This is a genomic window from Vibrio floridensis, assembly GCF_021852965.1.
GTDB classification, from domain to species: Bacteria; Pseudomonadota; Gammaproteobacteria; order Enterobacterales; family Vibrionaceae; genus Vibrio; species Vibrio floridensis.
Genome location: NZ_JAKGCY010000002.1, coordinates 316,414 through 343,131 on the forward strand (window position 1 = coordinate 316,414; position 26,718 = coordinate 343,131).

At 48.2% G+C, this 26,718-nt stretch carries 26 protein-coding genes; 18 read left to right on the forward strand and 8 right to left on the reverse strand.

Annotated features, from left to right (window positions below):
* Positions 1–7 precede the first annotated feature (7 nt).
* Positions 8–1,312 carry a putative bifunctional diguanylate cyclase/phosphodiesterase gene (locus tag LZU85_RS05730; RefSeq protein WP_237286635.1) on the forward strand — a complete coding sequence of 435 codons (1,305 nt, stop codon included), beginning with the start codon at positions 8–10 and terminating at the stop codon, positions 1,310–1,312.
* Positions 1,313–1,358: 46 nt separating this feature from the next.
* Positions 1,359–1,898: a GNAT family N-acetyltransferase gene (locus LZU85_RS05735; protein WP_237286636.1), complete on the forward strand. Its 540-nt coding sequence runs from the start codon at positions 1,359–1,361 to the stop codon at positions 1,896–1,898.
* A 1-nt stretch (position 1,899) separates the two neighbouring features.
* On the opposite strand, the gene LZU85_RS05740 is transcribed toward LZU85_RS05735, so the two are convergent.
* Positions 1,900–2,604: a DNA-3-methyladenine glycosylase I gene (locus LZU85_RS05740; protein WP_237286637.1), complete on the reverse strand. Its 705-nt coding sequence runs from the start codon at positions 2,602–2,604 to the stop codon at positions 1,900–1,902.
* A 128-nt stretch (positions 2,605–2,732) separates the two neighbouring features.
* Between LZU85_RS05740 and LZU85_RS05745 the strand changes: the two genes are divergently transcribed.
* A complete protein-coding gene (locus LZU85_RS05745; RefSeq protein WP_176297688.1) occupies positions 2,733–2,906 on the forward strand; it encodes a hypothetical protein in 174 nt (57 codons plus the stop codon).
* Positions 2,907–2,976: 70 nt separating this feature from the next.
* Here LZU85_RS05745 and LZU85_RS05750 read toward each other — a convergent pair whose 3' ends face one another.
* From LZU85_RS05750 to LZU85_RS05760, 3 genes are read right to left on the reverse strand one after another with little or no spacing between them, the layout of a single operon-like run.
* Complete coding sequence (locus tag LZU85_RS05750; protein ID WP_237286638.1) at positions 2,977–5,784, reverse strand: Hsp70 family protein; 2,808 nt, start codon at positions 5,782–5,784, stop codon at positions 2,977–2,979.
* 58 nt (positions 5,785–5,842) lie between these two features.
* Positions 5,843–7,756, reverse strand: a complete 1,914-nt coding sequence (locus tag LZU85_RS05755; RefSeq protein WP_237286639.1) for an Hsp70 family protein — start codon at positions 7,754–7,756, stop codon at positions 5,843–5,845.
* On the reverse strand, positions 7,756–8,388 hold the full coding sequence (locus tag LZU85_RS05760; RefSeq protein ID WP_045596488.1) for a DUF2760 domain-containing protein: 633 nt from the start codon (positions 8,386–8,388) through the stop codon (positions 7,756–7,758). The genes LZU85_RS05755 and LZU85_RS05760 overlap by 1 nt, the downstream gene beginning before the upstream one ends.
* Before the next feature lie 281 nt (positions 8,389–8,669).
* Between LZU85_RS05760 and LZU85_RS05765 the strand changes: the two genes are divergently transcribed.
* Together LZU85_RS05765 and LZU85_RS05770 are read left to right on the forward strand one after the other, a co-directional pair.
* Entirely contained in the window at positions 8,670–10,229 is a 1,560-nt protein-coding gene (locus LZU85_RS05765; protein ID WP_237286640.1) for a sensor domain-containing diguanylate cyclase, read from the forward strand.
* A gap of 89 nt (positions 10,230–10,318) precedes the next feature.
* On the forward strand, positions 10,319–10,849 hold the full coding sequence (locus tag LZU85_RS05770; RefSeq protein WP_130341522.1) for a 3'-5' exonuclease: 531 nt from the start codon (positions 10,319–10,321) through the stop codon (positions 10,847–10,849).
* Positions 10,850–10,944: 95 nt separating this feature from the next.
* Here the strand turns inward: LZU85_RS05770 and LZU85_RS05775 are convergent, their stop codons facing one another.
* Positions 10,945–11,391, reverse strand: coding sequence for a tellurite resistance TerB family protein (locus LZU85_RS05775; protein WP_176297684.1), 447 nt, complete (start codon positions 11,389–11,391; stop codon positions 10,945–10,947).
* Positions 11,392–11,462: 71 nt separating this feature from the next.
* On the reverse strand, positions 11,463–11,822 hold the full coding sequence (locus LZU85_RS05780) for a VC1380 family protein (RefSeq protein WP_176297683.1): 360 nt from the start codon (positions 11,820–11,822) through the stop codon (positions 11,463–11,465).
* Positions 11,823–11,940: 118 nt separating this feature from the next.
* On the opposite strand from LZU85_RS05780, the gene LZU85_RS05785 reads away from it, so the two are divergent.
* Positions 11,941–13,245, forward strand: coding sequence for a MipA/OmpV family protein (locus tag LZU85_RS05785; RefSeq protein WP_176297682.1), 1,305 nt, complete (start codon positions 11,941–11,943; stop codon positions 13,243–13,245).
* Positions 13,246–13,308: 63 nt separating this feature from the next.
* Here LZU85_RS05785 and LZU85_RS05790 read toward each other — a convergent pair whose 3' ends face one another.
* Positions 13,309–14,229 (reverse strand): Lcl C-terminal domain-containing protein, encoded by a 921-nt coding sequence (locus LZU85_RS05790; RefSeq protein ID WP_237286641.1) that lies wholly within the window; start codon positions 14,227–14,229, stop codon positions 13,309–13,311.
* A gap of 10 nt (positions 14,230–14,239) precedes the next feature.
* Positions 14,240–17,140, reverse strand: a complete 2,901-nt coding sequence (locus LZU85_RS05795; RefSeq protein WP_237286642.1) for a DUF1566 domain-containing protein — start codon at positions 17,138–17,140, stop codon at positions 14,240–14,242.
* 247 nt (positions 17,141–17,387) lie between these two features.
* On the opposite strand from LZU85_RS05795, the gene LZU85_RS05800 reads away from it, so the two are divergent.
* The 12 genes from LZU85_RS05800 to LZU85_RS05855 are packed head-to-tail and all read left to right on the forward strand — an operon-like array spanning position 17,388 to position 26,718.
* On the forward strand, positions 17,388–17,564 hold the full coding sequence (locus LZU85_RS05800) for a Flp family type IVb pilin (protein ID WP_176297679.1): 177 nt from the start codon (positions 17,388–17,390) through the stop codon (positions 17,562–17,564).
* A gap of 2 nt (positions 17,565–17,566) precedes the next feature.
* Positions 17,567–17,998, forward strand: coding sequence for a prepilin peptidase (locus tag LZU85_RS05805; protein ID WP_237286643.1), 432 nt, complete (start codon positions 17,567–17,569; stop codon positions 17,996–17,998).
* Positions 17,999–18,013: 15 nt separating this feature from the next.
* A complete protein-coding gene (gene cpaB / locus LZU85_RS05810; RefSeq protein WP_237286644.1) occupies positions 18,014–18,853 on the forward strand; it encodes a Flp pilus assembly protein CpaB in 840 nt (279 codons plus the stop codon).
* A gap of 2 nt (positions 18,854–18,855) precedes the next feature.
* Positions 18,856–20,247 (forward strand): type II and III secretion system protein family protein, encoded by a 1,392-nt coding sequence (locus tag LZU85_RS05815; RefSeq protein ID WP_237286645.1) that lies wholly within the window; start codon positions 18,856–18,858, stop codon positions 20,245–20,247.
* Between the two features lie 17 nt (positions 20,248–20,264).
* Positions 20,265–20,834 carry a hypothetical protein gene (locus LZU85_RS05820; RefSeq protein WP_237286646.1) on the forward strand — a complete coding sequence of 190 codons (570 nt, stop codon included), beginning with the start codon at positions 20,265–20,267 and terminating at the stop codon, positions 20,832–20,834.
* Positions 20,824–21,921, forward strand: a complete 1,098-nt coding sequence (locus LZU85_RS05825; protein WP_237286647.1) for a CpaE/TadZ family protein — start codon at positions 20,824–20,826, stop codon at positions 21,919–21,921. The genes LZU85_RS05820 and LZU85_RS05825 overlap by 11 nt, the downstream gene beginning before the upstream one ends.
* On the forward strand, positions 21,921–23,213 hold the full coding sequence (locus LZU85_RS05830; RefSeq protein ID WP_237286648.1) for a TadA family conjugal transfer-associated ATPase: 1,293 nt from the start codon (positions 21,921–21,923) through the stop codon (positions 23,211–23,213). The genes LZU85_RS05825 and LZU85_RS05830 overlap by 1 nt, the downstream gene beginning before the upstream one ends.
* A gap of 9 nt (positions 23,214–23,222) precedes the next feature.
* On the forward strand, positions 23,223–24,107 hold the full coding sequence (locus LZU85_RS05835) for a type II secretion system F family protein (RefSeq protein ID WP_237286649.1): 885 nt from the start codon (positions 23,223–23,225) through the stop codon (positions 24,105–24,107).
* Positions 24,108–24,110: 3 nt separating this feature from the next.
* Positions 24,111–24,992 (forward strand): type II secretion system F family protein, encoded by an 882-nt coding sequence (locus tag LZU85_RS05840; RefSeq protein WP_237286650.1) that lies wholly within the window; start codon positions 24,111–24,113, stop codon positions 24,990–24,992.
* Between the two features lie 46 nt (positions 24,993–25,038).
* The gene (locus LZU85_RS05845) at positions 25,039–25,779 is read left to right on the forward strand and encodes a tetratricopeptide repeat protein (RefSeq protein WP_237286651.1); all 741 of its coding nucleotides are present in this window, start codon (positions 25,039–25,041) and stop codon (positions 25,777–25,779) included.
* Entirely contained in the window at positions 25,776–26,243 is a 468-nt protein-coding gene (locus tag LZU85_RS05850; RefSeq protein WP_237286652.1) for a TadE family protein, read from the forward strand. Before LZU85_RS05845 ends, LZU85_RS05850 begins: the two co-directional genes overlap by 4 nt.
* Complete coding sequence (locus tag LZU85_RS05855; protein ID WP_237286653.1) at positions 26,230–26,718, forward strand: hypothetical protein; 489 nt, start codon at positions 26,230–26,232, stop codon at positions 26,716–26,718. Before LZU85_RS05850 ends, LZU85_RS05855 begins: the two co-directional genes overlap by 14 nt.

A 26,718-nucleotide genomic window follows, 5' to 3' on the forward strand; every position in this document is an offset into this window, starting at 1 on the left:
TATTAGAATGCGTTCGTTCCTTCAAAAGCTCACACTTTTGTTTTTTTCCACCTTATTGGTGGTAGGGGTTGTCGCCCATTCGCTTTGGAACGTTTACGAGGCACAAAGTCGCATAAAGCAAGAGATTCTTGTGGTGAGTCAAACACGTTCGCACCTTGAACAATTGCGCACACAGTTGTCTCTGTTTCTGCAATACAAAGATCAAGAAAGTTTTGAGCAGCTTTTTTCGGCGCAAAAGCGGTTAGAGATCCATATTCAGCAGACGGCGGCTTTTAGCCACGTGATGAAAAACTTGGAGCGGATGTCGAAAACGTTTCAGGATCTGCTTAATCATGAGCAGTCACTTCAAGCGGTGAACGATACAACGAAAGAGCTCATTCATTCACGCTACAACATGATCGTCATGTCGATGGATGAAGAACTCAGCTCATTACAGCGAACGGTACTGGAAAAACGTTTAGGACAACTCACGGAGGTGGTTTTCAATAGTGGTTTGTCCTTAGTGTTTTTTACTTTGCTGGTCAGTCTGATTACGTTGGTGATCCTCAAGCGCTTCAAAAAAGGGTGCGAAACGTTACAGCAAGGGTTTAATGAACTGAGTCAAGGTGACCTCAATAGCCATATCAAACCCAAGGGTATCGACCAAGAATTTGTCGTGGTTGCGGAACATTTTAATGAGATGAAAACTTCCTTAAGCCAAATTACGGTGACACGTGAACAGTTGGAGCTGGAAGTTTTCCGTCAAACGGCAGAGCTGAGAGAACAAAAAGAGCAACTTGTCTATCTGTCGGAAAGCGATCCCTTGACTGGACTTAAAAATCGCCGTGCTTTTTTGACGGCAGTTGATGAGGCGACAATGAAAGCGAATCGAAGTGGGCTTAAGCTGGCGTTGTTGTTCGTTGATCTCAACAAATTTAAGGAAGTCAATGATACCTATGGTCATGACGCGGGTGATGCCGTTTTGTGCGCGATTGCTGAAAGGATGAAAACCTGTTTTCGAGCTTCCGATATTTTAGGGAGATTAGGAGGGGATGAGTTTGTCATTTGCCTTGATTTGCTCAAAGATTATTCGGGTGTGATGCACAAAACGGAGCAGTTTGCGGAAATGGTCTCGCAACCCATCACATTCAATGGGCAGACCTTAACGGTATCGGCTAGTGTCGGCATCAGTTGTTACCCGGATCAGACGAGCTCGATTGCTGAGTTGGTGAAGTTGGCGGATGAAGATATGTATCGAGCAAAAAATGATATCGCTGGTGGTATAGTGAGCCGCTTTTTGAACGTGTCATCGAAGTTTGCGTGTGTGAAATGAGCGTGATTTCTTGTAAGCTCATCGCTTCGTCTACAAGGAGAGAGCGATGAAGTTTGACAGTATCCGCTTAATAGTCCGAGCGCCAGAACTATGGGACGCTTGGACGCTGTATCAAGAGTACTTCTCAGATCCTCATGCTGCTAAGTATCTTGGTCGCTTGCCACATGCCACCCCTGATGTGACTTTAAATAGCGTGCGCTTGTGGCAGTCTTACTTGTACGATCCAAATGCGAAAACCCTCGTCCTAGTCATAGCAGAAAAAGCCACCCACCGTGCACTGGGGATTATGGTTTTGAAATTGGAAAGCGATGTAGCAGAGATTCACTTTGGAATTAGTCAGTGCCATAGTGGCAAAGGATTCGCCAGCGAGGCTTGCGCTGTGGTTGGTGGCGCTCTTAAGCAGCAAGGCTACAAGAAAGTCTGGAGTTATGCTCATATTGAGCACACGGCGAGTCTGCGTGTGTTAGAAAAGGCCGGCTTTCAACCTGCAAGGAGACTAAGGTCGTGGATGGTGTTCCCCAACCTTAGTAACGACAAGCAAGATTGCCTTGAAATGATTTATCAGGCTGGCGTGCCCGCCCAATAATTTACTCTTCAATTGCACTTTGTACGCGGTTATCTCCCGTGCTATAAGCGATAACTTGGCTAATTTCCGTGAGGCTGCGACCACTTTGCTGTTGCCAATGAGTAAAGGCCAGTGTTGCGGCTTCTAATGAACGCTTGGTTTCTTTCCCACCTTCAATGATTTTATAGCTGCGCAAGTACGCCTCTACATCCCCAGACAAAATAAAGGTATCGACGCCAAGCTGACGCAGGCTGTAAGGGCCGGTGTTACCGCCGAGTCGACTGCCGTGTTTTTTCAAAAACGCCCAGAGTCCGGTGATCTCTTCTTTCGGCCAGTTTGCCACCATTTGGCCAAATGAGCCGTGTTGCAACCCCACTTCGTGCATCATTTGCGCATTCGCCTGAATGGATTTGACCTTGGCGTGATGGCGAATAATGCGCGTGTCTGCTGCTTTCAGATCCCACTGTTCATCAGAAAGCATCAACAACGGCGCCACTTTAAAACCAAAGAAGACTTCTTCGAAATTTGGCCATTTGTTTCTTACGACTTTCCAAGAAATGCCACTTTGGAAAATCTTCATACTGAAGGCAGATAGCCAACGATCATCCGGAATGGCGGCAATTTGCGCTTGGGTGAGCGGTTTGGACAAAAGGGCTTCAAGCTTCGCTTCGCCCCCTTTGCGCTCGGCGGCTCTTTGATAGATGTCGTCAAATTTTTCTAGCTTCACAATCTCAATCTCCCTTTCTATGCGCTTTTACCGAGGACTAACAAAGCCAAACGATATGTTGACTAACGAATGACATTTTAAAAGTAAGAGTCAGTAAAGTCTGCGACAAAACATGAGGTTATAAAACGATGAAAAAAACATGGGTTGCGCTAGGTCTATGCGCATTTTTATCTGGCTGCCAATTAACCAGCGTTGAAGGGGAGTACAAAGACGTGGAAGTGAAACTGAAGAACAAGAGTTCCAGCCACGAGGAAAGCCAATCATTTTGTCCTCCGGGACAGGCGAAAAAGGGGCGATGCTAATTGGTTAGTGCTCGATAAAAACAATCAGCCAGCATGAGGCTGGCTGATTGGGAGGTTCGCTAATGACGGTTTACTGAGTCACCAGACGCAACCCGCTCGGGAGAGCATCACCAAACACGCGTTTAGACTCGCTTTCAGAAAGCTCTTTGATCTCTTCGACCAAGCTTACCCACGCTTCCGGTACTCGGCTTTGCTTCAGTTTGGTGAGCACTTGTTGGCGGAAATCTTCAGAGATATCAAAGAGACGATCGCCCGTTTTACGACAAATCATCACCGCAGCAAAGGCGATCATCGGTTCTTTCTGCCAGTTCTGATCCAACAGTTTCGGTAACCATTGTTCCGCTTGCTCACGTGGAATAACACGATGTTGGCTTGCGTAGAGCGGTGTACGAGAGGCCAATCGCCCAATCGCCCACCAGTGCGCTTGCTCAAATTGGTTTTGATTCAGAGCTTTGCTTAAAAACCAACTGGTTAGCAAAACTTTATCTTCCATTTCCAGATGCTCTAGAGACGCGGCCAGTCGAACCATGGCTTCGTAGCCCATGTCTTGCGCGGCTTTGGCCGTTTGTGGGTTTTTCATCGCACCAGGGTGTAAATACTTGGCAATGTCGGCAAGCAGCGTTTCTTGTTGTTCTTGGTTCAAGCCTCCAGCTATACGACGCCAGAAAACCCACCAATCGGTCCAACCTTGATGATTTTGGAACTGGATACCTTGTTGGTAGAGCCCCCAAACTTGCTCAATACGCCAAGAATCGGTTGCATCGCCAAAGCCCGGGCGAAGAGAAAAACCGGCTAAACGCAGCCAGTTCTTTTCGTGTTGTTCAGAGCGGCGACGACGTTTTCGACCTTGTGCAAAGGCATCAAACAAGTGGCGTAGGGTGGTGAAGTCCCATTCATCGCGCTTGCCAAGTTTGCGTTCAAGCTCTTTGGCTAACAGTTTAATCTCATTGCCATCGCCACTTTTCTTGTTGCCACTATAGAGGCGGGTAATCAGTTCTTTACACTCATTCAATCGTGGGTGAAGTGTGGCATTTTCTTGTTCTTCCGCTTTTTTGTTGCGAACTTCAAACTCCAGTGCCCAACGTTTGTCCTCTTCTTCGACACTGACGCACTCCATTTTCAGAGTGCCGATTTCGGTCAATTGGCAGGCAAGTTGCACTTCCACACGCTCTTTTTGATTGGCTTCTAATTCTGCGCCTTCCCCCTGCAATGTAACGATATACGGAGGAAGTGGGGTGAAGATATCAGGGTCGATATCCGCCATGACGCCGTTTTGAATCGCCACATGATGGGACAAGGCATCGTGCGTTGACGTGAGCAGGTTAAAGCGTACGGGTTCGCCAAGGGTGAGCGAGAAACGTCGTCCAGTGAGACGAATTTCTTGCCCTTCTTCGGTGCCTTTTGCAAGCAAACAGAGCGCTTTACCCATTTTGTTTTTTTCTTGCAGATGCAAAAAGTAAGACCGAGCAGAACCGCCACCGATTTTGAGTTGTGCCCCACGGCGGGCTTTGGCAAACGCGACAGCGCCTAATGCCACAGACCAATCCGGATGCGGGTTATCAAGGACGGTGACCGGTGCGCCTCGCCAGCGACCGAGCAACTCGGTCATCCGCGCAGTGACGAGGTCACTGTTAAACACGCCGCCGTTCAACAACAGACCTACCGGAATGGCGGGTTGATCACTTTCTGATTGTCCTAACGCAGCGTGAGAGACTTGTTGGTGCTGAGATAAAAACTCGGCCACGTGTTTGCTCACAGCGGGGTCGGCGACATAAGGCAAACCAAATTCGACCACGGCGCTGCGGCGTTTATCCGGCGTTTGCGCAAAATCAGAAAGAGGGAAGAAGCCGTCGAGGGCGATTTGATGAACTTCTTGTTTATTCAACGCGATGCTCTTGGTGCCACCAAGCAGTTTGGAACCGCTGCCCAACATGGTGATCTTCACTTCTTCCGGCGCTGTACTCGAGAGGAGTTGCTCTTTGGCTTTGCGTGTTTGCTGAATCAGTTTGGTGAGGCTGGCCGCATTGAGTTTTTTGCTTTGATTAAAGCGCTGCTCCGCTAAATGCGCGAGAGCCAAATCTAGGTTATCACCACCGAGCATGAGGTGTTCACCAACCCCGATGCGATCCAAGGCGAGGGCGTCTTGGTTAAATTTTGCTTCAATCAAGCTTAAGTCAGTGGTACCGCCGCCGACATCACACACCAAAATCAGCGGGATTTCTTTTAATAACTCTGCGGCACTGTGCTGGTGGCGAGCATACCAGTCGTAACAAACCGCTTGAGGCTCTTCGAGCAGAAGCACTTGGCTTAAGCCTGCCAGTTGAGCAGCTTCGAGGGTCAGCTTACGTGCAGTTTCATCAAACGAAGCCGGTACGGTGACCACCACCTCTTGATCTTCGAGCAGATTGCCCGGGTGGCGATGATTCCATGCTTGGCGAATGTGATTAAGGTAACTGGCACTGGCAATAACAGGGGAAACCTTCTCAACATCGCTAACCCCAGCCCACGGCAGTATGTCTGAATGGCGATCAACCGCTTGGTGAGACAGCCAGCTCTTAGCGCTTGAAACCTGACGCCCTTCCACCTTCGCGCCCAGCTCACGCGCCCATTCACCAATGATCACATTAGCAATGTCGCCAGCCACAGTTTGGTTTTCCCACGGCAAGGTGAGATCCGCAGGGGCGATTTGCCCGTTGGCAGGGTGGTAGCGGAAAGAGGGAAGCAGCGGTTTACGAACCACTTCACCGGGGCCAATAAGCTGGTCAATATCGAAAAGGGAGACGTTGGATTGTTGTAAGTTCTCGGTCAGTTCACAAAACGCAACCACCGTGTTGGTGGTGCCTAAGTCAATGCCGACAAGATAGCGAGGAGATGCCATGACAAACCCTTGATTGATTTAAAAACGGCACCCTTCGGATGCCGTTTGCTTTGTTCGATTATTCTGCCAGAGAGGCATCGTCACGCACGTCAAATTCCACGTGCCATTTTTGACCGTTATCCGCCGCAATCGCTTCTAAATACAGCGTGCCAAGTTCAGTCACGCGTGAGGCCAATGTCACCGGCACCACTTCGCCTTCACGGCGACCCTCTGAAACCGGTAACGTCACTTGAATCTCAGGTAATTCTTCAAGTTCATCTGGGCCCCAATGGTCTAGATGTGTCCCTGCAAGATCGTCACGACGAACCGTTGAGCCAAAGAATTGGAAGTTCACTGGCTGGCCGATGATCAAACCAAACTGCTGACTTGGTACATCGACGCTGGTGCCTTCTTCCATGCCAAACGGTGCCACACACAGTGCTTCCATTGGAGGGGCCATACCCGGAATGGCAGGCATTGCGCTCTCGATACCGACGTAATAGCTTGAAGCAATACCACCGCGGATACGCACACCTTGACCACGACGCACTGCGCCATAGTAAGCCGCGCCGCTCGCCACCGCGAGATCCAAATCGACGCCGGTGAGTCGTTTTGCCATCTCTGCATCAGCGTCAAGCAACCATTCGTTGATGGTCTCTTCTAAGCGTTCTGCTAATAGAGATGATTTCAGCACACCACCATTGAACAAAATCGCAGTCGGTTTGATGAAATCGACAGAAGCTTGTTGAGCGCCAGGCATACCCGGCATTCCACCAACAAACGGATTGTAATCTTGTGCAGGTGCCGCTTCACTGTTGGCATTTGCTTGCTTTGACAAGAAAGCCGCAATGTGGCGAGTGATGCCTGCATCTTGTGCATAAGGCAGGCCCATCTGGGTCAGTGCACCGCGGTTACGTTGAACTGGGTGTTCTGTGATGGCGACTTTAGGGAAAAAGCCATCGACGAGCATTTGCTGTACTTCTTGCTGCGTCAGTTCGGTTTTCAGCGTAGCGCCGAGCAATTTAGAACCGCGACTTGGCACGACAATCGGTACCGATTGCAGCTCTGCATCATTGAGCAACGCTTCTTTCGCGTCGCGGCAAGCGTGCGTCATGGCTTGTACTTGCCAAGGTTGCAGCTCTTTGCCTTCCTGAGCCAGCTTCATTTTTAAGCTGTAGGCGAGGGCAAGATCCATGTTGTCACCGCCCAGCAGAATGTGTTCACCGACAGCGATACGTTTGAGGGTCAGATTGCCTTCTTCTTCGGTCACTTCCACCAGAGAAAGGTCAGTGGTACCACCGCCGATGTCCACCACCAGCACGATATCACCCACAGTGACTTCATCGCGCCATTTGTCATTGCTGTTGTCGATCCAGCTGTAAAGTGCCGCTTGAGGTTCTTCCAACAAGGTAAGATGCACAAAACCGACATTGCGCGCCGCTTCTGCCGTCAGATCGCGCGCTGCTGGATCAAACGATGCCGGCACTGTGATGGTCACGTCTTGCTCTGATAGCGGATGGTTTGGCTGTGCGTGATCCCACGCTTGCTTAAGATGCTCTAAATAAAGCTCGGTTGCGCGCAGTGGTGAGACTTTTTCAATCTCTTCTGGGCTGCCAGCTGGTAGAAACGCATCGCGGCGATTCACGCCACCATGGCAAAGCCAAGATTTCGCACTGGCCACCAAACGCAAAGGCGTTTTGCCACCCAGATTACGTGCGATCGCACCGACAAGGGCTGTCGGTTCTGTCGTCCATGGCAACACGCGTGACGCAGGGTTCATCTCATGCTCATGCGGCTGGTAAAGAAACGAACCAAGCTGGTTGCGAGACTCAACGGTGCCAGGCGCCGTCAATTGTGGAATGGCCATCACTTGTACGCGAGCTTGCTCATCCTGGGTATCCATGAATGACATAACACAGTGCGTGGTACCTAAGTCAATACCAACGCTGAATTTTGCTACTTGCTCGGTTGCGGGTGTCATCATCGTTTCCATTACAGCTCAACCTCAGCGGGTGCGATGATCGAAGCGTCGTAGTTTTCCGCCAGTTTCGGTAGCGTCATTGCAGAAGCTTTCCAACCTTTGTGGATTAAGGTGCCGTTAAATGGCGCGTTACCTGTTACGTTTCCGACTAAACGAATTGCTTGAGGGTTAAAGCCTTCTTCGACCACAATGCGGCTCTCTTCGTCTTCGTTACGGATCGCTTCAAGCGTTACGTACTCTTTAAGGACTTTTTGGCCACCGCTATGAATAACACGCGCTGCTGCGCCCACTTCTTCATCAGAGAATGAGGTGAGATCTTCTTGTAGGAAGTCGATCAAGCGAGCTTCTTGTTGCATGATAGAAAGCAGTTGCATCGCAGAATCGGTGGATGCGGTGGCAAGCTTAGATTGTACTTCCACCACTTTTTCAATCACTTTCTCAACTTCAACAACTTTCTCGACTTCGACAATTTTTTCGACCGGTTTTTCGACTTCAACGATTTTTTCTACAGGCTTCTCAACCACTTTCTCGATCACTTTGGATTTACGAGAAACCGCCACGAGTAGTAATAAAACGCTCGATGCCGCTAGACCTGCGTGAAGCATATCGAACGTTTGAGGAATAAGGTTTAAATCAATGTTCATGCTAATTTTTCTCTATTCGATTGATTTAAAGGTGCGTAGATTGGCTCGCTACACGCAATCTTGTTTAATAAAATTGCGATTTGCACCTAGTATTAGACGTAAAAATGGTGATGAATATTAGCATATTCAAGTTGCTAGGCTGCAATAAATGCGTAATTGAGGCAAAATTCAGGGTTCGATTGCTGAAAAAAACAACATAACCGACTGGCGTACGATTAATAGTCTTGATGTTTATACGGTTATCGTGTTAATTGGTGTTCGATTCGGTGATATGGAATTAAATGGATTTGTTTGTGGGCCAACCTGTTTCTGTTTTCTCTACTCAATGGTTGCGTAGGCATTCTGCCTCGCTGAAAGCGTTTGTCGCGACGTTAGTCGTCACCGCCATTTTTCTGCTTATTTCTGCCAAAATCCAGCAACGTTATACCACGACTATGTTTAACAACCTCGCACAGCGGCAAGCAGAATCTTTACGCGAGTTTGTTCAAAACGATTTGGATTATATAGGCTCGGGTGCCAATTTCTTTTATTCCGTTGCTCCAGAAGATTGGGACCGATTTGAAATTTTTGCTCGCCATACGGTGGCATCCTCCAAGAGTTTGATTGGTTTGCAGTGGATGCAAAAGGTGTATCCCGAACAGCTTGAACAGCATATTGCTCAAGTTAGAGAAACCTTTCCAAATTTCTCGGTCTTTACCGTACCTAAAGATGGACCAAAAACGGAAGGTTATGTTTTTTCTGATGGCCGACCTATCTACATTGCCAGTGATATTTTTCCACGAAATGAGAGAAACATTGAACTGCTGGGCTTTTACTCTGCTCGCTTACGTTTTGAGCTGATTCTGGACGATATTTTTAGCACTGGGCAGCCAAATATTTCCGATAAAGTCCGTTTACTACAAGACGGTTACGACCGCACATTAGAAAAAACGGGATTGTTGGTCTATCACCCAGTGTTCGATCAGCGTCGTGAAAGTTTGCTTGGCGTTGTGGTTGGTGTGATTCGCAGTACGGTCTATTTTGAGGAACTGGTGACAAAAACCGCGACTGAGCAAAGTCTTGTCGTGAGAGTGACGGACTTAGGCTTCGATGCTGAAGATGACCCAATCCTGTATCAAAGCCCTAACTGGTTAAACATTGACAGCGTTGTGGTGAGTAAAGTGGTGTCATTGCCAAACCGTGACTGGCAAGTTGAGTTCAAACTAGAAAGAACCCTATCCAAGTGGGATCGCGCGGTGTTGATGGGGATAGTGGTGATCGGTTTGATCATGGCATTTTTGGTGGCACACGTGGTGAATTTGCAAACTCGTGAGAAACAACGTCTCAACTATATGCTCAATGAGAAAACCAAAGAACTGCAGTTTATGGTCGATCACGACTCGTTAACTCAACTGTTGAACCGTAGAGCGTTTCGCCACGACTTAACTCAGATGATTGAAAAACAAGTGCCATTCAGCTTGATTGGCTTTGATGTCGACCATTTTAAACAAATTAATGACCGCTATGGCCATCTCGGTGGGGACCAAGTGTTGATTGAAGTCGCGCGCATCATCAGTGCCTTATTGCAACCGGGTGACCGCTTTTACCGTTTTGGTGGTGACGAGTTTGGTATTCTCTCTTCGGTGACACAACCAAACGAGCTGTCGTGTTACCTAGAATCTATTCGAGCCGGAATAGAAGCAACGGCCTGCTATTTTCAGGAAACACAGATCCATTGCACGCTCAGTATTGGAGCTGCTATCCATAGAAATGAAGAGGTGGAAGAGCTGATCCAAAAGATGGATATTCAGCTTTATCGAAGCAAAGATAAAGGACGAAACTGTGCCACAATTGCAGGGTAAATAGACAAACGGTATGGCTTGAGTCGAGTTTCTGTTTTGATTGAGGTACACTTCCGCGCTTTATTGGCTGGGAAACGAAAAGGCGATTTATGAACCATAACCGAATTGTTTGCTTTGATTTAGAAATGTGTTGCTGGAACGAAAATGGTGTTGGGCGCACAGGTGAAATCATTGAAATCGGTTTAGCAGAGATTGATTTGCTCAAAGGTGAAATCGTCAAGCGCGCTCAATACTACGTTAAACCCGAGCACGATGAAGTGTCGCTATTTTGCGCTGAGTTGACTGGTATTACGCCACGTAAGATCGAAAAGCAGGGCAGGCCGTTAGCCGAAGTGATTAAATCGATGATCAAAAATTTCGGTGGCAGCAATAAAATCTATGCTTCTTGGGGGCGTGACGACCGAATCCTTATGCAAGAATGCCAAGAAAAAGGCATAGATGCGCCATTTAATGAGTTCATTAATATTGCGACCCTGTACCGAATTCAACATCGCTTGAAGGAAAAACGTATTGGTCATCGTGCTGCGCAAGAAGCTAAAGGTATTGAGTGGGAAGGGCGCCAGCACTCTGGTTACGTCGATGCTTATAACCTTGCTAAATTGGCATTAACCATGTTCTAACTCGTGGACGGACAATAACCTAGAGTTCGCAATAAAAAACGCGCCTTGGCGCGTTTTTTGGTTTCGTTTCTATGCATCAAAGTACGACTGAAGTATTACTTATCAATCACTTGTAGTTTGGCACGAATGAATTCGCTGTGGTCGATATAGAGCAGTTCTGCTGTTTTGCGAATGACGGCGTCTTCCAATGGGTCAATCTCACCATCTGCGTGGGCAATTTCCCACATGCCTTTAATCAAATCAAAGCGGACTTCTTGAGATAACTCTCTAAGCTGCGAGGTGAAGTCATACAAAGAGGCCGATTCAGTGACACCGGTTTGTGCTTGCGTTAGCAAGGTTTCTACTTGGGCATCGTCTAGCTTGAGTAGGCGTTTGAGTAACTGTCTTTTAACGGCTTGCTCACGCTCATCGATTTGGTAATCGGCACCGGCGACTTCACAAAGTAGGCTCGCAATGGCCAAATTTGGGTTGGTCGCTTTATGCTTACTGAGGTCAGAACCCTCAATAAGCTCCTTAAATAATGAAGTTAATACATTAAACATAGTGTTCACCAGCAAACGAGGTTAACTACAACATGAAGTCATTTGCGTCATTTTACAAGGTGTGACGCAGATTAATATCCATCACGGTCGTCGTTTTCTTCGAGAATCTCGATCACTTCAGAGCTCGAAAGTTCATGGCCCATCAGAAATAAAGCCAACATAGCATCGGCTTTGGTTCTAGTGTCGCTGGCTTCATCAAGAATGTGTTCAAAGCGCTGTCTTATCATGGCAATTTCATGTTCGACAAATCCACGCCCTTCTTCATCGCCTTGGTTTTCTTCTGGGGCATTATCGAATTCAAGAAACAGCAAATTGTCGTCAAGTCGCGTATTCACTAACCTTTCTGGTAGCCATTCTTCTCCCATCACAACATCAGGATCGCAGCCATTTGGTAGGCTATCTAGAAAAGTTTTTAGTTCTGAGGCTTTCACATTAAATTCAAATAAATGACAATATCTACTAATTGTAACGGCTAATTGAAAATGAACATAAGAGCTTTTCTTCTGTTTGATGATTTAATCAGCGTAATTAACTGGAATTTAAGCAAATATGAAATCTAACTGGTTGGCATTAGGCTCAGTCGCCGCATTAAGCGCGCTTTCCCTCCCCACTTTGGCACAAGAGCAAAATTGGGGCATTGCGGCAATGTATCGTACCGCTTCGATTCCGTTCGATACCCTAGATGGTGATCAAACGGTTAGCACCTTTGTTCCTATGATGTTTTTTGACAACCAATACGTGTTTATTCGTGGTATTGAAGGTGGTGCTTATCTGTGGGAATCGGATGAATACCCACTACAGTTCAACGCTTTAACACGCATGCGATTTATAGATATCCCGAAAATAGTGCAAAACGCGGTTGAAGGTGATACTGCCGATTTTGGTGGGCAATTAGCATATCAAGTCAATGATCAATGGCGTTTTGAAGCTGAGCTCATGTTTGACGATGGCTTTCGTTTTCACTCCAACTATCGCTTGGCCGCCAAGTATGACCTCGGTGATTGGGAACTAGAACCTTCGGTTACGTTGCGCTATAAAGACGCTGATTTTAACAGCACGTATTACGCCTTTGCTGATATCACCAAGCAGTACATCGGAGCGGGTGTCGATACCAATATTGCTTTGAAAGGTCGTTACCATGTAGCCTCAAATCTCTATTTGCTCGGCAAGACCAGCATCACACGTTTAGATAATAACGCCTATGATAGCTATGCGATTGAAGACCGCTATGAAGGCGAGTTTTACGTTGGCTTTGGTTTCTTTAATGATAAAACCAAAGAACGAAAGTCTAATCTGAAAAACAAGCCGTATCTGCGTGTGGCACACGGTTGGGGAACACCGTCGAACATTGGTGAAATCTTTAACTTTGAACGCGAAAAAGATCCTTACAACAACCAGTTAACGTCACTGTTCTATGGCCATCCGTTAACGGATGAGTTGTTTGGACTGCCGTTAGATCTCTACTTACATTCGGGCATTGCGCACCACTGGAGTTCAGAAGTGCAAAGTGCAAGCACGGAAACCGTGGTGTCTATCAAAGCGTATTACACCTTTAACTGGCCGACACAATGGCGCTTTGGTGTGGCAGAAGGGATGTCTTATATCGACAACATCACCTATATCGAACAGAGTGAAATGGAACGCAAGGGTTATACTCCAAGTCATCTACTCAATTACCTCGACTTTTCGTTTGATGTGAATGTGGGTGATTTGGTGGGTAAGAACGATTGGAAGAACGTTTGGTTTGGCTATTCCTTGCATCATCGTTCTGCGATCTTTGAAAAAGCCTCTCAATTTGGGCGCATCAAAGGCGGCAGCAACTACAACACGATTTATCTGCAATTCGATTTTTAACTGATTATTTAATCCGTGTTGCAAACATTAGAAAGCAGGGGCACGAATGCCCCTGCTTTTTGATTAGCGATTGTCCTGCGGTATCGCTCTAACCAAACGTACGTAATACTGTGTCCAGTCCGATAGGTTTCCTAATGTATATTGTGTGTACATGTATGAAATGTTTAAGTGATTGTCACTTGCTGTACCTAAATCCGGTACGTTTTGGAACGAGACGCTGTACCCCGCTTGAGTTGAATAATTTTGAGCCAACACAGCATAGTGGGTACGGTAATGCGCGCTAAGCTTCTCGAGTCCCAGCTCCGCATCGCCCCAATGAAACGCATTAGAAAACTTATTGCGGCTTGCTGTGGCGGCAACCCACTCTGGGGCGTTTTCTTTGAGCCACGGAACCAGTTCTTTATAAACGTAATCTGACGTCTCGCGTGACCATTCACCACCAAACAGCTTGCGACTGTTTTCCAACCACTCAATGACTTTTTCGTCTACCTCAGGGCTGGATTGACGCTTTTTCTCCAGTGCAACCAGGTTGTCTTGGTGTTGTTGGTAGAGAATATCGAGCTTCTCTTTATACGGAGCGATGGCTTGATATAACTGCTCCAGTGCTTCGGTCGTTTGTGACAGCTTAAAGAACTCAGGATAAGTACCATAACGGCAGCTCTGATCGGTAATGGTAATCAACTCTTGGGTATGAGGCATGCGCCATGTGAGTGCAGCGTCACTCTCCGCTTGATTGAAGGTTTCAACGAGTGCGGCAAGATTCACTCGTTTTTCTAAAATGGCATCACCTGCGCACTGTTCGCCTTGTTGTCCCATTGGACACATCATCCATTGAAGGTTGGTTCTGTTGTCGTTGATCACCCAATAGTTTGTGCCGTGGTAATCAATCGTGGTTTTTTCAAAACGCCCCTCTTCAGGAAGGCATTGCGCGTAGAGTGGAGCGGAGATCGCCGCTGCTAATGAGATGAGAAAAGTCGTTTTCATATGTGCTTCCTTATTCCTGATTCACTGTTAAACCATCACTCACCAACATCACCTGGTGAGGCACCTCTTTGCCTTCCAATTGCGTTCTTACGTTCCAACTGGTTGGGAAAAGTAGATTTGCTAGGGTTTTAACATCAGGATTTTCTTGCTTCATCCACAGCATGTTGCCGTCAATATTAGGGAAGAAATCGTCATCAAAGTTCAACTGAGGCTTACCTTTCAAAGTCATCACATTGAGCGTTTCTTCGTAGGTTGGCAGCCTCCAATTGGTAATGCCGCAAAGTTTGCTTTCGTTGGCACGTTGAACAAGCTGATTCACCGTACAGTGGCGAGCTTTGTCTTGGCTATAAACCTCACCGTTGATGGCGACACAAAAGCCGTTGTACTGGTCGTCAGTCACCGGCAAGTTATCACCATGCAGATATCGGTTATCGATGCTGTACCAGTGACGAATGCGATCACCTTCCACCATCTCGCTATTTGGCACGGCCCACGTTCGGCCAGTTTTTCTTTCAACTGCACAGCTGTGTGGTGTTGCAATATAAGGGAGATCTTGTCGAGTCAAGCGTTCGCCTTGGGCATCCACTTTGAGGAATGAAAGTGATTGATAGCCATCGGCATTGGAGTTGCGCGCATAACCACTCATTGGGTCACAACTAAAATCCGAATCAAAGAGATGTGGGTTGGTCAGGCCAGCATCACCGATACGAACGTCAAACTGTGCGCTCGGTGCGCCTTTGTGTGCAATTTGGAAGTAGTAACGAGTGAACTTAGTGAGCCCTGTTAACGTCACGATGTGCTCTGCAGATGCGGTTTGATTGGCTGCGTCATTCAAGTTAGCAAATGGTTTGCTATCCCAGTAAAGCGTGTAATCGCTGTTGCCTTGTGGTTCCCATTCCAGGGTTAACCAGTCGTCACCGCGTCCACGAACGGCGATACCACGGATTTGGTCCTGAGCAAACTCTGTGCTGCAAATAGACTCTAAACCGTTGATGGGTTCAGCGGGTAGCCAGCTGGTGTTAGAATCAATCGCTTTGTTGAGATCGGATGCCATCTTGGTATCTGCCGGGAACTGACTCAAGTGGCTAAATGCCTGAGCGCTCCATTTCAACAAAGTGTTGATGGTGGTATCGGTGTCTTCCATATGGTGAGCAACATCTGCGATGTTTTTCAGCAGTTGGATGACTTGAAACGGTTCGGGCAGAATGTTGCTTTTACTGTACATGCGATATTGGGCGTTGTAGTCCAAATCAAGCAGTTGAGCTGCGGTACGGAAAAAATCTGACGCATTGTCGATGGCTGGCAGCTTGTCGTTGCGCGCTGATGACATTTGCATCGCCACAATAGAGCTCATGAGTTGCAGCATATCTGGTGTGTGCTTGGCAAATAGCGTATCGATAGCCGTCTGTTTCACTGGTTTTGCGTATTGGCCACCACCGTGATGCATTAAGCCGCTGCGTTCGGCCAATAGCGCATGGGCGTTATTTTCAAATGAGATTTTTAAACGTGGGAACTCGTCGGCAGTGACGATACCATCTTGGTTCTTATCGATATCTTCTCTCGCCAGTTCACAAAACGCGCCCAAGTAGGAACGCATTTCAACGCCCGTGTCTGGATCAAACGCAATCACCGTCAGCAAATCTTGCATATTGTCTGTTGGATGAGTGCTTGGCTTGGTGAGGTCTTCATTCTGATCGTAATAAACGTACACTTCATTGCCTGTCGGCTGACAGGTATCAAAGCCATGAGCGATGTCACTTAGCGTGAGGCTAAACTCAAACTGGTGGTTTGCCCCTTCAATGGCGGTAGAGGGTTTCTCTTCCCCAAGCGGCGTGATAGGCACGAGCAACGGTCGTTTCGGTTTAAGCGGGTTATCGTAGTGGCTGTTTGCTAAAGGATCGTTAGGATAAGAACCAATTTGTAGCGAAATCTGTGGGTTTTTCATTCCCGAAACCGTTTCACCACGAAGCACCAAGGTGCGGGTTGGGTAGGAGTTATCGAGTACTTCGCGCAGTACATTGCTTTGCTTGACCGCATGCATCTCGATCCATTTATCTTCGATACGCTTCTGCCACCCATCAGCCAAAACGATCTCTTGCTCTTGCGCCATCTGCTCATAGGCAGAGCTCACCAAATCGAGCCAACGCGTGCCATCAACCAAGGGTGAAGCAATCATTTCGTGTTTTAGTAGGGCATCAATCAGCAACGCTTTCTCCATCTCCAGCGAAGAAAGTGCAACCTGTTTTTCGTTATCAAATGGGTCGAAAATGGTGTGTAACAACGCGGCGAGGGCCATGATTTTCTCACGTCCATGTTCATTCATCAGTTCAAGTGAACTTTGTTCACCGCTGGGATCGAGGGCGACAAACAACGAGTTGGTTTGCGAGAAGGTCAGTGGCAACCATTCGTCATGGGTAATGAATTTGTCGTTGTTTTTATCTGCTGAAAGCAGTGATGACTTAGTACCAATGGCATTGCGATAAAGCAACACTTCACGAGTTTCTAAAACCGTTTGATCTGCCGTTTGTTCTTGCTCTGCAGCGCGCGCATCGGCCTTTAGTTCACGTGGGGAGATGATGCTGACCGCCTCAATGGCCATCGGGAGATTTTCGCTGAGTGTGTTCGGTTCCACGGCCAATAGATAGCGAGGTTGATGCTCTCCGGCGTGTATTTGTGGTGCCGAGCGCGCGATGATCTTTTCACCGACCAGCAATCTCACTTCTGTTTTTACGGTTTGATCAACCGTAGTTTGTACGGGTTGAGATTCGGTCACAAAGCCCGTTAGTGTTACTTTTGTCGGGGTTGAGGGTGCGGTTGGGCTGGCCGTCGAACCACCACCGTCACCACCACCACACGCAGTCAATAGACCCGCAATTGCTGAGGCAACCAAACTCTTGGCAAATAAGCGCATTTTCACTCCTTATTGAAAAATCTGCTTGATAAATGAGGTAGACATCACGTCATTGGCTGAGTAAATACTCTACTTGTCAGATCAATGATCTAAATTTTGTCAAAATGTCGATTACAAACGCTGTTAAAATGCTATTTCGTAAAATATTCATCGCTTTATTTGTTGCGCATAATAATATAAATGTTATCATTTGCAAATGATATTAATTATCATAACCATTTACATGTTGTTTCAAAAAGGAGTAATGATGCTGAAACAATTCATTAACGATGAAAACGGTGCAACCGCGATTGAGTATGGAATCCTTGCTGCTGGTCTTGCGGCTGGCGTGCTAGCAATTTTTGGTTCTGATGGGGTGTTTATTTCTGCATTGAAAGAGAAATTTATTGGCATCGTAAACAGCCTGAACCCAGCAGGCGAGTAAACGTGAATCCAGAGATTGTCGCCTTCGCTGCTTTGCTGGTACTGCTGATGATGGTAGTGCTTAGTGATGCATTAAAGCGAAAGATATACAACGTTAACATTGCTCTCTTGTTCTCAGTGGCAATCGCTTATCGCGGTATGCAGGGCTCACCTTTTTGGCTCGATGCCACTTTGTATGCACTCATTGTCTGCGTTGCGGGGATGGTGCTTTGGCAATACGGTTGGCTCGGCGCAGGGGACGTAAAGCTCGCGGCAGTCTGCACTTGGATTGTTTTTCCTAACTGGTTTGAACTGATGTTACTCAGTGCGTTTGGGGCAGGAATATTGGCGGTTTGGCAGTTAACTCGTGCCTATTTCTCCATTTCTAACATTCACCAACGGACGATTCCATTGGGTGTTTCGATTGCTGCTTCAACCGTTTACTTTCTTTTATAAATTGGATTTTTCATCATGAGTCGTTGGTACATGGCTGTTTTTGCAGCTTTGTCTATTGCGTTATTTCTCGCAGGGTTTGTTTGGCTAGATACCGCTCAGACCCAGCAATCGTCAAACACCCTGTCGCCCGTTGAGCGAAAAGCGAAAGTGTTGGTCGCCAACCGGGCGTTGGCAATGGGATCATTTATCGAGCGAGAGAGCTTAGAGTGGAAAGAAGTCTCGCTGCAAGAGCGGGAAACCTTGGGTGATGTGTTTCTTCAGCCCGTATTTGAACTCGAACAGATTTCCGGCAGTGTGGCGGTGCAGTTTATCCCAGCCAATACGGTGTTGTCCCCTGATATGCTGTTGCGTCCTGAACAATCGGATTTTCTTTCTGCGCTGGTGAAACCAGGCATGAGAGCGATTTCGATTGAGCTCGATCCCATGGCGGCTGGGCTCGGTTTACTGCGTCCTGGAAACAAAGTGGATGTGTTGCTGACAAGTCAGTCAGAAATCGATCAAGATGCCAATGGCACGCCAATCTATAACAACATGGCGGTCGAAACGGTACTACAGAATATTCACCTATTGGCGATTGGTAACCAGTACTCAACACATCAGAAACCTGAAAAAGCCAGCAAAAGTTATGATCCAACCTCGGTGACTTTTGAAGTGTCGCTTCAAGATGCAGAAAAGTTGGTATTGGCGAGTAAATTGGGGGAGCTATCTCTGGTGTTGCGAGGCAACCACGATCAAACCGAAGTGGCCAATAAACCGCTCAAGTGGGCCAAGGATATTTCGGGTGCGTATGACCTTGAACAACAACCAACTCAGTCGGTGACGGTGATCCGCGGCAACGTGAAGGAAGGGCAGTAATCATGATGCATGTGGCTAAACAATGGTGGCTAATTGTCGCTTTCACGTTGGTCGTGCCTTTTGCGCAGGCCGCCAAAGAGATCACCTTAGAAGTGGGCCAAAGTCGCCTGATTCCGCTATCGAAAGAGATGCGTAGCGTTTACATCGTGGATTCGACCATTGCCGATGTCAAAACGCCCTCTGCACGCAGTGCGTTGGTGTTTGGTGCGCAAGTAGGGAAAACCGACTTGGTCATCGTTGGTAAAGAAGGGGATGCCATTGCGCACTACAGGCTGAATGTGAAAAACAGCGGTTTGAGTCAATTAGAGCGTCAACTAGAACTTTTATACCCTGCATACCACATTAGCCTTCAATCGGTGGGCGATTCGATTGCCGTTGCTGGCACGGTAGCAAGCCCAGAAATGGCGGCGGATATTTTGAGTCTGGTGAACAATTTTGCGCTAGGCCAAGTTGCAGACAAAGACCGTCTGAAAGAAATTACGGCGGAAGTGAGCCGTAAATCCGCTAACCAGCCTGAAGGGCCTGGTGGTCAATCGGTGCTGCCTTTGGTGATCAATCAGCTGAAAATCACCGCCGCGCCTCAAGTGAACATTTCAATTCGCATGGTGGAAATGGCCAAAAGCACCAGTGAAGAGCTGGGCATCCGCTGGCAATCGGTCAATCCGAACTGGATGTTAGGCGTGTCGCCCGGTAACGAATTTGCCGCAGGGTTGGATTTGACTGACCCGGATAACCTGATCAAAGAATCGGCGTTTATGGGCATCATCGATGCGTTGGCGTCAAAGAGCTTAGTGAATGTGTTAGCGGAACCGAATCTCACGGCAAAATCGGGTGAAAAAGCCGAGTTTCTGGTGGGGGGAGAATTTCCTTTCCCAAGCATTGATGGCGATTCGGTGGGCGTCGAGTTCAAGAGCTTTGGTGTCGGTCTTTCGGTGACTCCAACCGTGCTCTCGGAAAATCGCATTTCCCTTACCGTGACACCAGTTGTGAGCGCATTAAGTCGTCAAAACTCCATCAAGATCAATGGTGTTGATGTACCTGGCTTGGATAAGCGAACGGCCACCACCACGATCGAGTTGGCTGACGGGCAAAGCTTTGCGTTGGCTGGGTTGTTAAGGACATCAGAAGAAAACGCGGTAGATGCTATTCCATTTTTGGGGGAATTGCCGGGTGTTGGCGCACTTTTTAGAACCAATAAGAGCAAACAGATTGAACGTGAACTGGTGATCATTGCCACCGCGAGTCTGGTTCAGCCGACGGGTGATCTCGAATCTATTCCGACACCACTGGATAACTTCCGCTCGCCAACGCGTTTTGAACGCCTACTCTTTGGTGAGTTAGAGGGAGAGGCAAACACGCCAAAGTTGATTGGTGATTACGGCTATCGCTACTAACAGGATTTCACGACAACATGATTAACAAACTTCCGCATCTCTCGATGCTTTCAGCCGCGATGCTGTTCAACGCGGGGTGTTCTTCAACGCCGAACTTATCCGAACAGCGTGAGCTAACGTTGAACGCACAAGACGATATTTTCCCAGCGATACAGCAACTGCTTCTACCTACTCAGCATAGGCTTGAGCAAGGTGAAGTCTCGGTGTTGATCCGCACACAACAGGTTTCTCATAAAAACCTCGCGCTGTGGCAACAGCAACTCAGCGATGCACTTTCATTGCCTGTGGATATGCGTTGGCAGCAAGTGGAGCAAACTGAGGTTGGGGTGAAGATTGATGTGGCACTTATCCCAGACACTTGCCGTTTTGAGCCTGACCTAGCGTTGAGCGAGGCACAATGTCGTCACAAACGCCGTCTACAAATGGCCATGGCCAATCAACAGCATTATCGCCAAGGAGCGCAGTTACTGATTACCGAAAGCAGCTTAGAAGTGGGGGCCGTTGAGCGTCTACGCCAAGGTAACGTCAGAATTGCCGAAGACCCAGCGAAGATCACCGACGGTTCAGGAGGTGAAAGTGGAAATTAAGCGTCAATCGATGATGGTGTTTGCCCAGAAAGGCGAGCAACTGAGCGTGATTGAGTCGGTGTTGGATCGCATCGCACAACTTGATTGCCAAATCCACACGCAAAGCTTGAGCGCAGCGGTTAACCATTTAGCGCAGCGTCAATGTGGCGACATTCTGTTTTTGCAAGTGCAACGTAATGAGTTGGAACGCTTGGTTGAACTGGCCAAAGTAACGCCTCCGGGTTGCCAAGTGATTCTCTTCGGTGAGGAAATTTCCTTGTCGGAATATCGCCATCTGATGCAGATGGGCATCGCGGATTATCTTGCATTGCCATTGGATCCGACGGCGCTGCACAAGAGCTTGTTACACCTATTAGGGCTGCATTCGCACAAGGGTTTCCAACAAGGCCAAGTCTATTTGGTGAGTGGTACCAGCGGTGGTGTGGGGACGTCGACCGTCGCGGCTAACTTAGCGGCTGATCTGGCTAAGCATCGTTCGGTCGCTTTAGTCGACTTTAACCTCAACTTTACTCAGCATCCGATTTTGCTGGGCGTGGAATATCAACCGTCACTTCATCGCTTGGTGAAGGAAGTGGAACGGGTTGACTCGGTACTGATTCAGCAATTCGGTCAAAACGTGGGCCACCAGTTGAGCCTGTTTTATACAGAGCAGCAGGAGGAGTTATCTGTGCAACAGCGAATCAATGTCGTCAATAAGTTAAAGCAGCAATTTGCTTATGTGATTTTGGATGTGCCTCATTATCTGATTGAAAGCGTTGAGGATCTGATGATGTCGGCGGACAACTTCTTATTGGTGCATGATTTCTCGCTGCAAGCGGGTCGTCGAGCCGATGGCATTTTGTCAAAGCTGGATGGGTATTTGCACCATGTTCACCTCGTTGGTAATCAGAGCCGATCGAAATCGCACAAACCATGGAGTGAGAAACAGTTGTTTGAGGCGTGGTCAATCACACAATTTAGTGAACTGCCATTCGATAGCAAAGCGGTACAAGCCGCGGAACACAACGGCGAACCTTTGGTAAAACGCGGTGGCAAGTTAGCCAAAGCGATCAGCAAACTAAAAACGCGCCTAGCGGGGATCGCCTAATGTTTGGCCACAAAACTCAACTGATACAAGCCTCCCGAGGTAACCCTCTCGATATGCCAGAAGCCGCGCAAGCGGCTTTTGAAAAACTGATTGAGCCTTCAGAAGCCGTTAAACTGAGCCGCTCTCAACTGCAACAAGAAATTAAGAAAGCCGTCGGACAAATGTCAGCCCAACAGTTGCTGCCATACAACCAAAGCGAGTTGGCCGTGTTGGTGGAACAGTTGTGTGATGACATGTTGGGTGTGGGTCCAATTCAATGTTTGGTCGAAGATCCGTCAGTGAGCGACATTCTCGTCAATGGGCCGGAGCAAATCTACATTGAGCGACAAGGCAAATTGTTGAAAACAGACATCCGTTTTCGCGACAAAAAACACCTGCTCAATGTGGCGCAGCGAATCGTGAATGCGGTTGGCCGTCGCTTAGATGAGTCGACACCCCTGGTGGATGCGCGTTTGGAAGATGGTAGCCGCGTTAATATTATTGCGCCGCCATTGGCGTTAAATGGTGTGTGTATTTCAATTCGTAAGTTCCCAGAACGTCAGTACGATCTCCCCGGTTTGGTTGCTTTTGGCAGCATGAGCGCGGAGATGGCGGAGTGCCTTGCGTTGGCGGCACGTTGTCGTTTTAACATCTTGGTGTCTGGCGGAACGGGGGCGGGTAAAACCACCTTGTTGAACGCCATGAGTACACCCATCAGCGACGATGAACGCATCATTACCATCGAAGATGCGGCTGAACTGTCACTCACTCAACCTCACTGGATCCAGCTCGAAACGCGAACCGCCAGCTCTGAAGGAACCGGGGCGGTAACGGTGCGCGATTTGGTCAAAAACGCCCTACGCATGAGGCCCGATCGCATCATTTTGGGCGAAGTTCGTGGCGCTGAAGCTTTTGACATGCTGCAAGCGATGAACACCGGCCATGACGGTTCCTTATGTACCTTGCACGCCAACTCACCAACCGATGCGATGCTGCGTCTTGAGAATATGTTGATGATGGGTGCAGAACAGATCCCATCAGCGGTTTTACGCCAACAAATCAGTTCAGCGCTGGATTTGGTGGTACAGCTAGAACGCTCTCACGATGGCAAGCGCCGTGTTACCGCGATTTCCGCGGTTGGTGGGTTGGAAGACGGACAGATCGTCATACACCCACTATTTGAATATCGCCTTGATGACGAAGGGCGTGGTGATTACCACCAAGGTGTTTTACCGCACGATGTGATTGAACGCGCGCGTCACTTTGCGTTGGATAAAGCTTGGACGAGCTTATTTCCCAGGGTAGGGGGCTAAGAGAACACCATGCTTTGGCTATTGTTTTTGTTGATTTGGCTAACGATGGGCACATTGTTCATGCATTCACGTCGCGTTGAAGCGAAGCGTGAGAAACAGCGTAAACGCTACCTTAAATCGTTGGCGGTGACGGAGAAGAAACGCCCCCAATGGCTCGCGTTTTACAGCCGTATCGAAACCTTGGTCGGTGCTTCTCGATTGCAAAAGTACCGTCTGTACTTAGTGATGGCGAGCTCCGGTCTATTTGTTGCCTTGCTCTCGCAAGGCATGGCAGCGTCGACAGCCTTACTTTTAGTCAGTGTCATGGCGGTGTTGATGACGGTGTTGGCATTTCGCCATTTTGAGCAGCTTGCCATCAGCGAGTTCAACGCGCAAATGCCCGATATCATCGACAGCATGGAGCGTGCCGTTAAAGTCGGCGCACCTTTACACGACATCTTTTTGGCCCTTGCAGAGCAGTATCAAGGCAGTGCCAAACGTCTGTTTCTGGCGATGCATGATCGCCTTAAACTGGGTCACAGCGTCGAAAGAGTAATGCACTTCGCTGCGTTGCAAATGCCCAGCCAAGAGTTTCGCTTCCTAACGACTTTACTGAGCCTACAAAGTGAAACCGGCGGTAAGTTGTCTCATATGCTCAAGCAGCTTGGGCAGACGCTGCGTGAGCGCAGTTTGATGGAAAGCCGCGTGCGAACCATCACATCGGAATCTCGGACTTCGGCTAAGGTGCTGGCGATCTTACCCCCCGTCTTGATTGGCGTGCTATATGGTTCTGCCAAAGAGCATTTTGATTACCTGCTGCGTGACGGTACCGGCCAATGGATACTGCTCTACGTGGTGCTCAGTGTCACCAGTGGCTTGTTGCTGATTCGCCAACTGACCAAGTTCAAGGGGTAAAAGATGGAACTTGTACAAATCATCGTGATGTTTAGTGCGCTGATGCTATTGGCAATGGTTATTGTCGCGTTGAGAAACACCCATCAGGGTAAGCGTCGTGAGGCAGGGTTAAAACGTTACGTAAAACGGAAAGAGCTGGTTGCTCAGCAGGGCAATGCGTTGATGCACAATTGGGTGACACAAAATGAAAAAGCGCGTTTAAGTCGTTTGCTGGCCAACGCGGGTTTTCATAAGCCACAAGCATTGACCTGGCTTTTATTGGCGAAGTTTGGCACTGGTGTGATCGTTGCGCTGATGTTGTTGGGGCGCCAAGCATTCAACGGCGAAGCGATAATCAGCATGTGGTCACTGACCCTAGTGTTGGTCGGTTATGTATTGGGTGCGAATGGCCCTGAATGGTGGTTGAATCTCAATGCGGATCGCTATCGGAAAAAGCTTAAGCAGTCTGCGCCCGATGCGATTGATCTGCTGGTGTTGTGCGTGGAGTCTGGCTTGTCTTTGAATCGGGCATTTGAGCGTGTTGCGCGATATTTGCAAAGTCAGCATGGCGCAATGTCTGAACAATTTCGCGTCACGTCTGCCGAGCTTGATCTGCTTAATGACCGCACTCAAGCGCTGAACAACTTGAGTTGGCGAACGGGCATTCCTGAGCTGCATACCTTAGCGACCACGTTAACAATGGCAGAAAAGTATGGTTCACCTTTGGCTGACACGCTTAGGCAAATTAGTGAAGATGCACGTCGGCAACGCGCGCTGGATATTGAGGAAAAAGCCGGCAAATTGCCCGGAAAAATCACTTTAATTCAGATGACTATGATCATGTTACCGATGTTGGTGATGGTGATTTCACCTATTCTCTCCCAGCTTTTAACCAGTTTGGCATAGCCTTCAGTTAGGGCAGTGGTTTTCGCTGCCCATTTAGGAACCACCCATGAAATTTGTCTACAAACTCCTTTTATCGACTTGTGCCTTTTTGCTTGTGGGGTGCGCTGCGCCGTCTTCACAACCGAGTGCACAATCGCTCAATAGTTTGGCGGATACCGCTTTTGAATACGCCCGTTACGATTCGGCCAAAAATAAATACCAACAAGTGCTAGAGATCTACCCCGAGGAAGCCCACGCGCGTTTGATGCTTGCTCGCATTGACCTGTTAGAAGACAGGCCGCATGCAGCGCAAGCTCAGTTGCAGAAGTTGCTGTTAGAAAAATCAGACAATGCCGCCGAAGCTGCATTCATACTAGGGCGCCACTATCTCAACCAAGGCGAGCTTTTACAAGCCAGTGACTATTTGCAGCAAGGCTTAGGCTTTGATGAGCGACATGCAGGCCTGCACAACTTATTGGCCATAACGAAAGACGAGCAACAGCTGACCGAGCTGGCGGAGAGGCATTTTCTACGCGCGATCGAGCTAGAGCCTGACAGCAAAAGCTTTCGTGTGAACCTCTCATTTCACTACCTGCTTCAAGGGAAATTCAAACTTGCACAATCGCAGTTGCAGCCCTTGATGAAGGGAAATCGCGTCCCAGATTTCGTCACGCAGCATTATGCTTTGGTGTTGTTGGCACAAGAGCAAGAACAACAAGCGTTTGAGTTGCTTACACGCAGTATGTCGTCGCAACAAGCTGAGCAAGACATAGCGCTGCTTAAGCAGCAGTTGGGCCGATTGCAATGAAAGGTCACAAAGGTCAAATAGGCAGCGTCAGTGTAGAAGCGGCGCTGATCATGCCGGTCTTGCTTGCCTTAGTGGTGCTGTTTTTTGAAATTGGAAGGGTACAGTGGCATTTCTCGGCGTTCGATCATGCGATTCAGCAAGCAAGACGCGCCACCCAATTGAAACAGGTGGCGAACCCGAATGCGTTAATTGAACATTTTTCGCAACAGCTTCAGTTACACAGCCCGGAGTTGGCTCGCAACGCCAATATTGAACCCCAAGTTTTCGCTTCAATAGCGCAATGGCTGGGTGTTATCGAGAGAGAAACGGCGCAACAGGGGCAGTTACAGCAAGGCGTTATCATTATCACCGTTTCTCTCGAACTGCCTCCTTTGGCCATCCCCTTATTGACCAATAAAGAGATGGTATACCGTTACCGCAATCAGATTGCCTTAATACCGGAGAAAGCGTTTGAAAACGAGTAAATGTGATCGCCGCCGAACGCAATCGGGTGGTGTGTCGATGGAAGCGTTGATGTTTATCCCGCTTCTTCTACTTATGGCACTGGCTTTTATGGACCTCACCACGCTGATCCGCAGTAACGATAAGGTTCAAGAGCTCAGCCATACCTTAGTTCGAGCGGTTTCGATGCAAGATGTCCAAGACGGAAATCAATTGCGCGAATCAATGCCTGCCTACTTACAAAAAGCAGAGCAATTGATGGCAAAGCCAGGTTCTGTACTGGGGGTGAATGTTCAATTTCTTTCGGAGCAGAACAGGTTTGCAGCGGCCGAAGGGGCGTGCCAGCCGCCTCAACCTGACATTAGGGTAAGCGAGGTGGATCTTTGGATTGTCAGTGTTTGTTATCAACCAGCACCAAAACAGCTGTTATCCCATTGGTGGGTACTTTTTTCTGAGCAGCAAGCCCTAGTTAGTCACGCGATGTTTAAAAGGAGATAA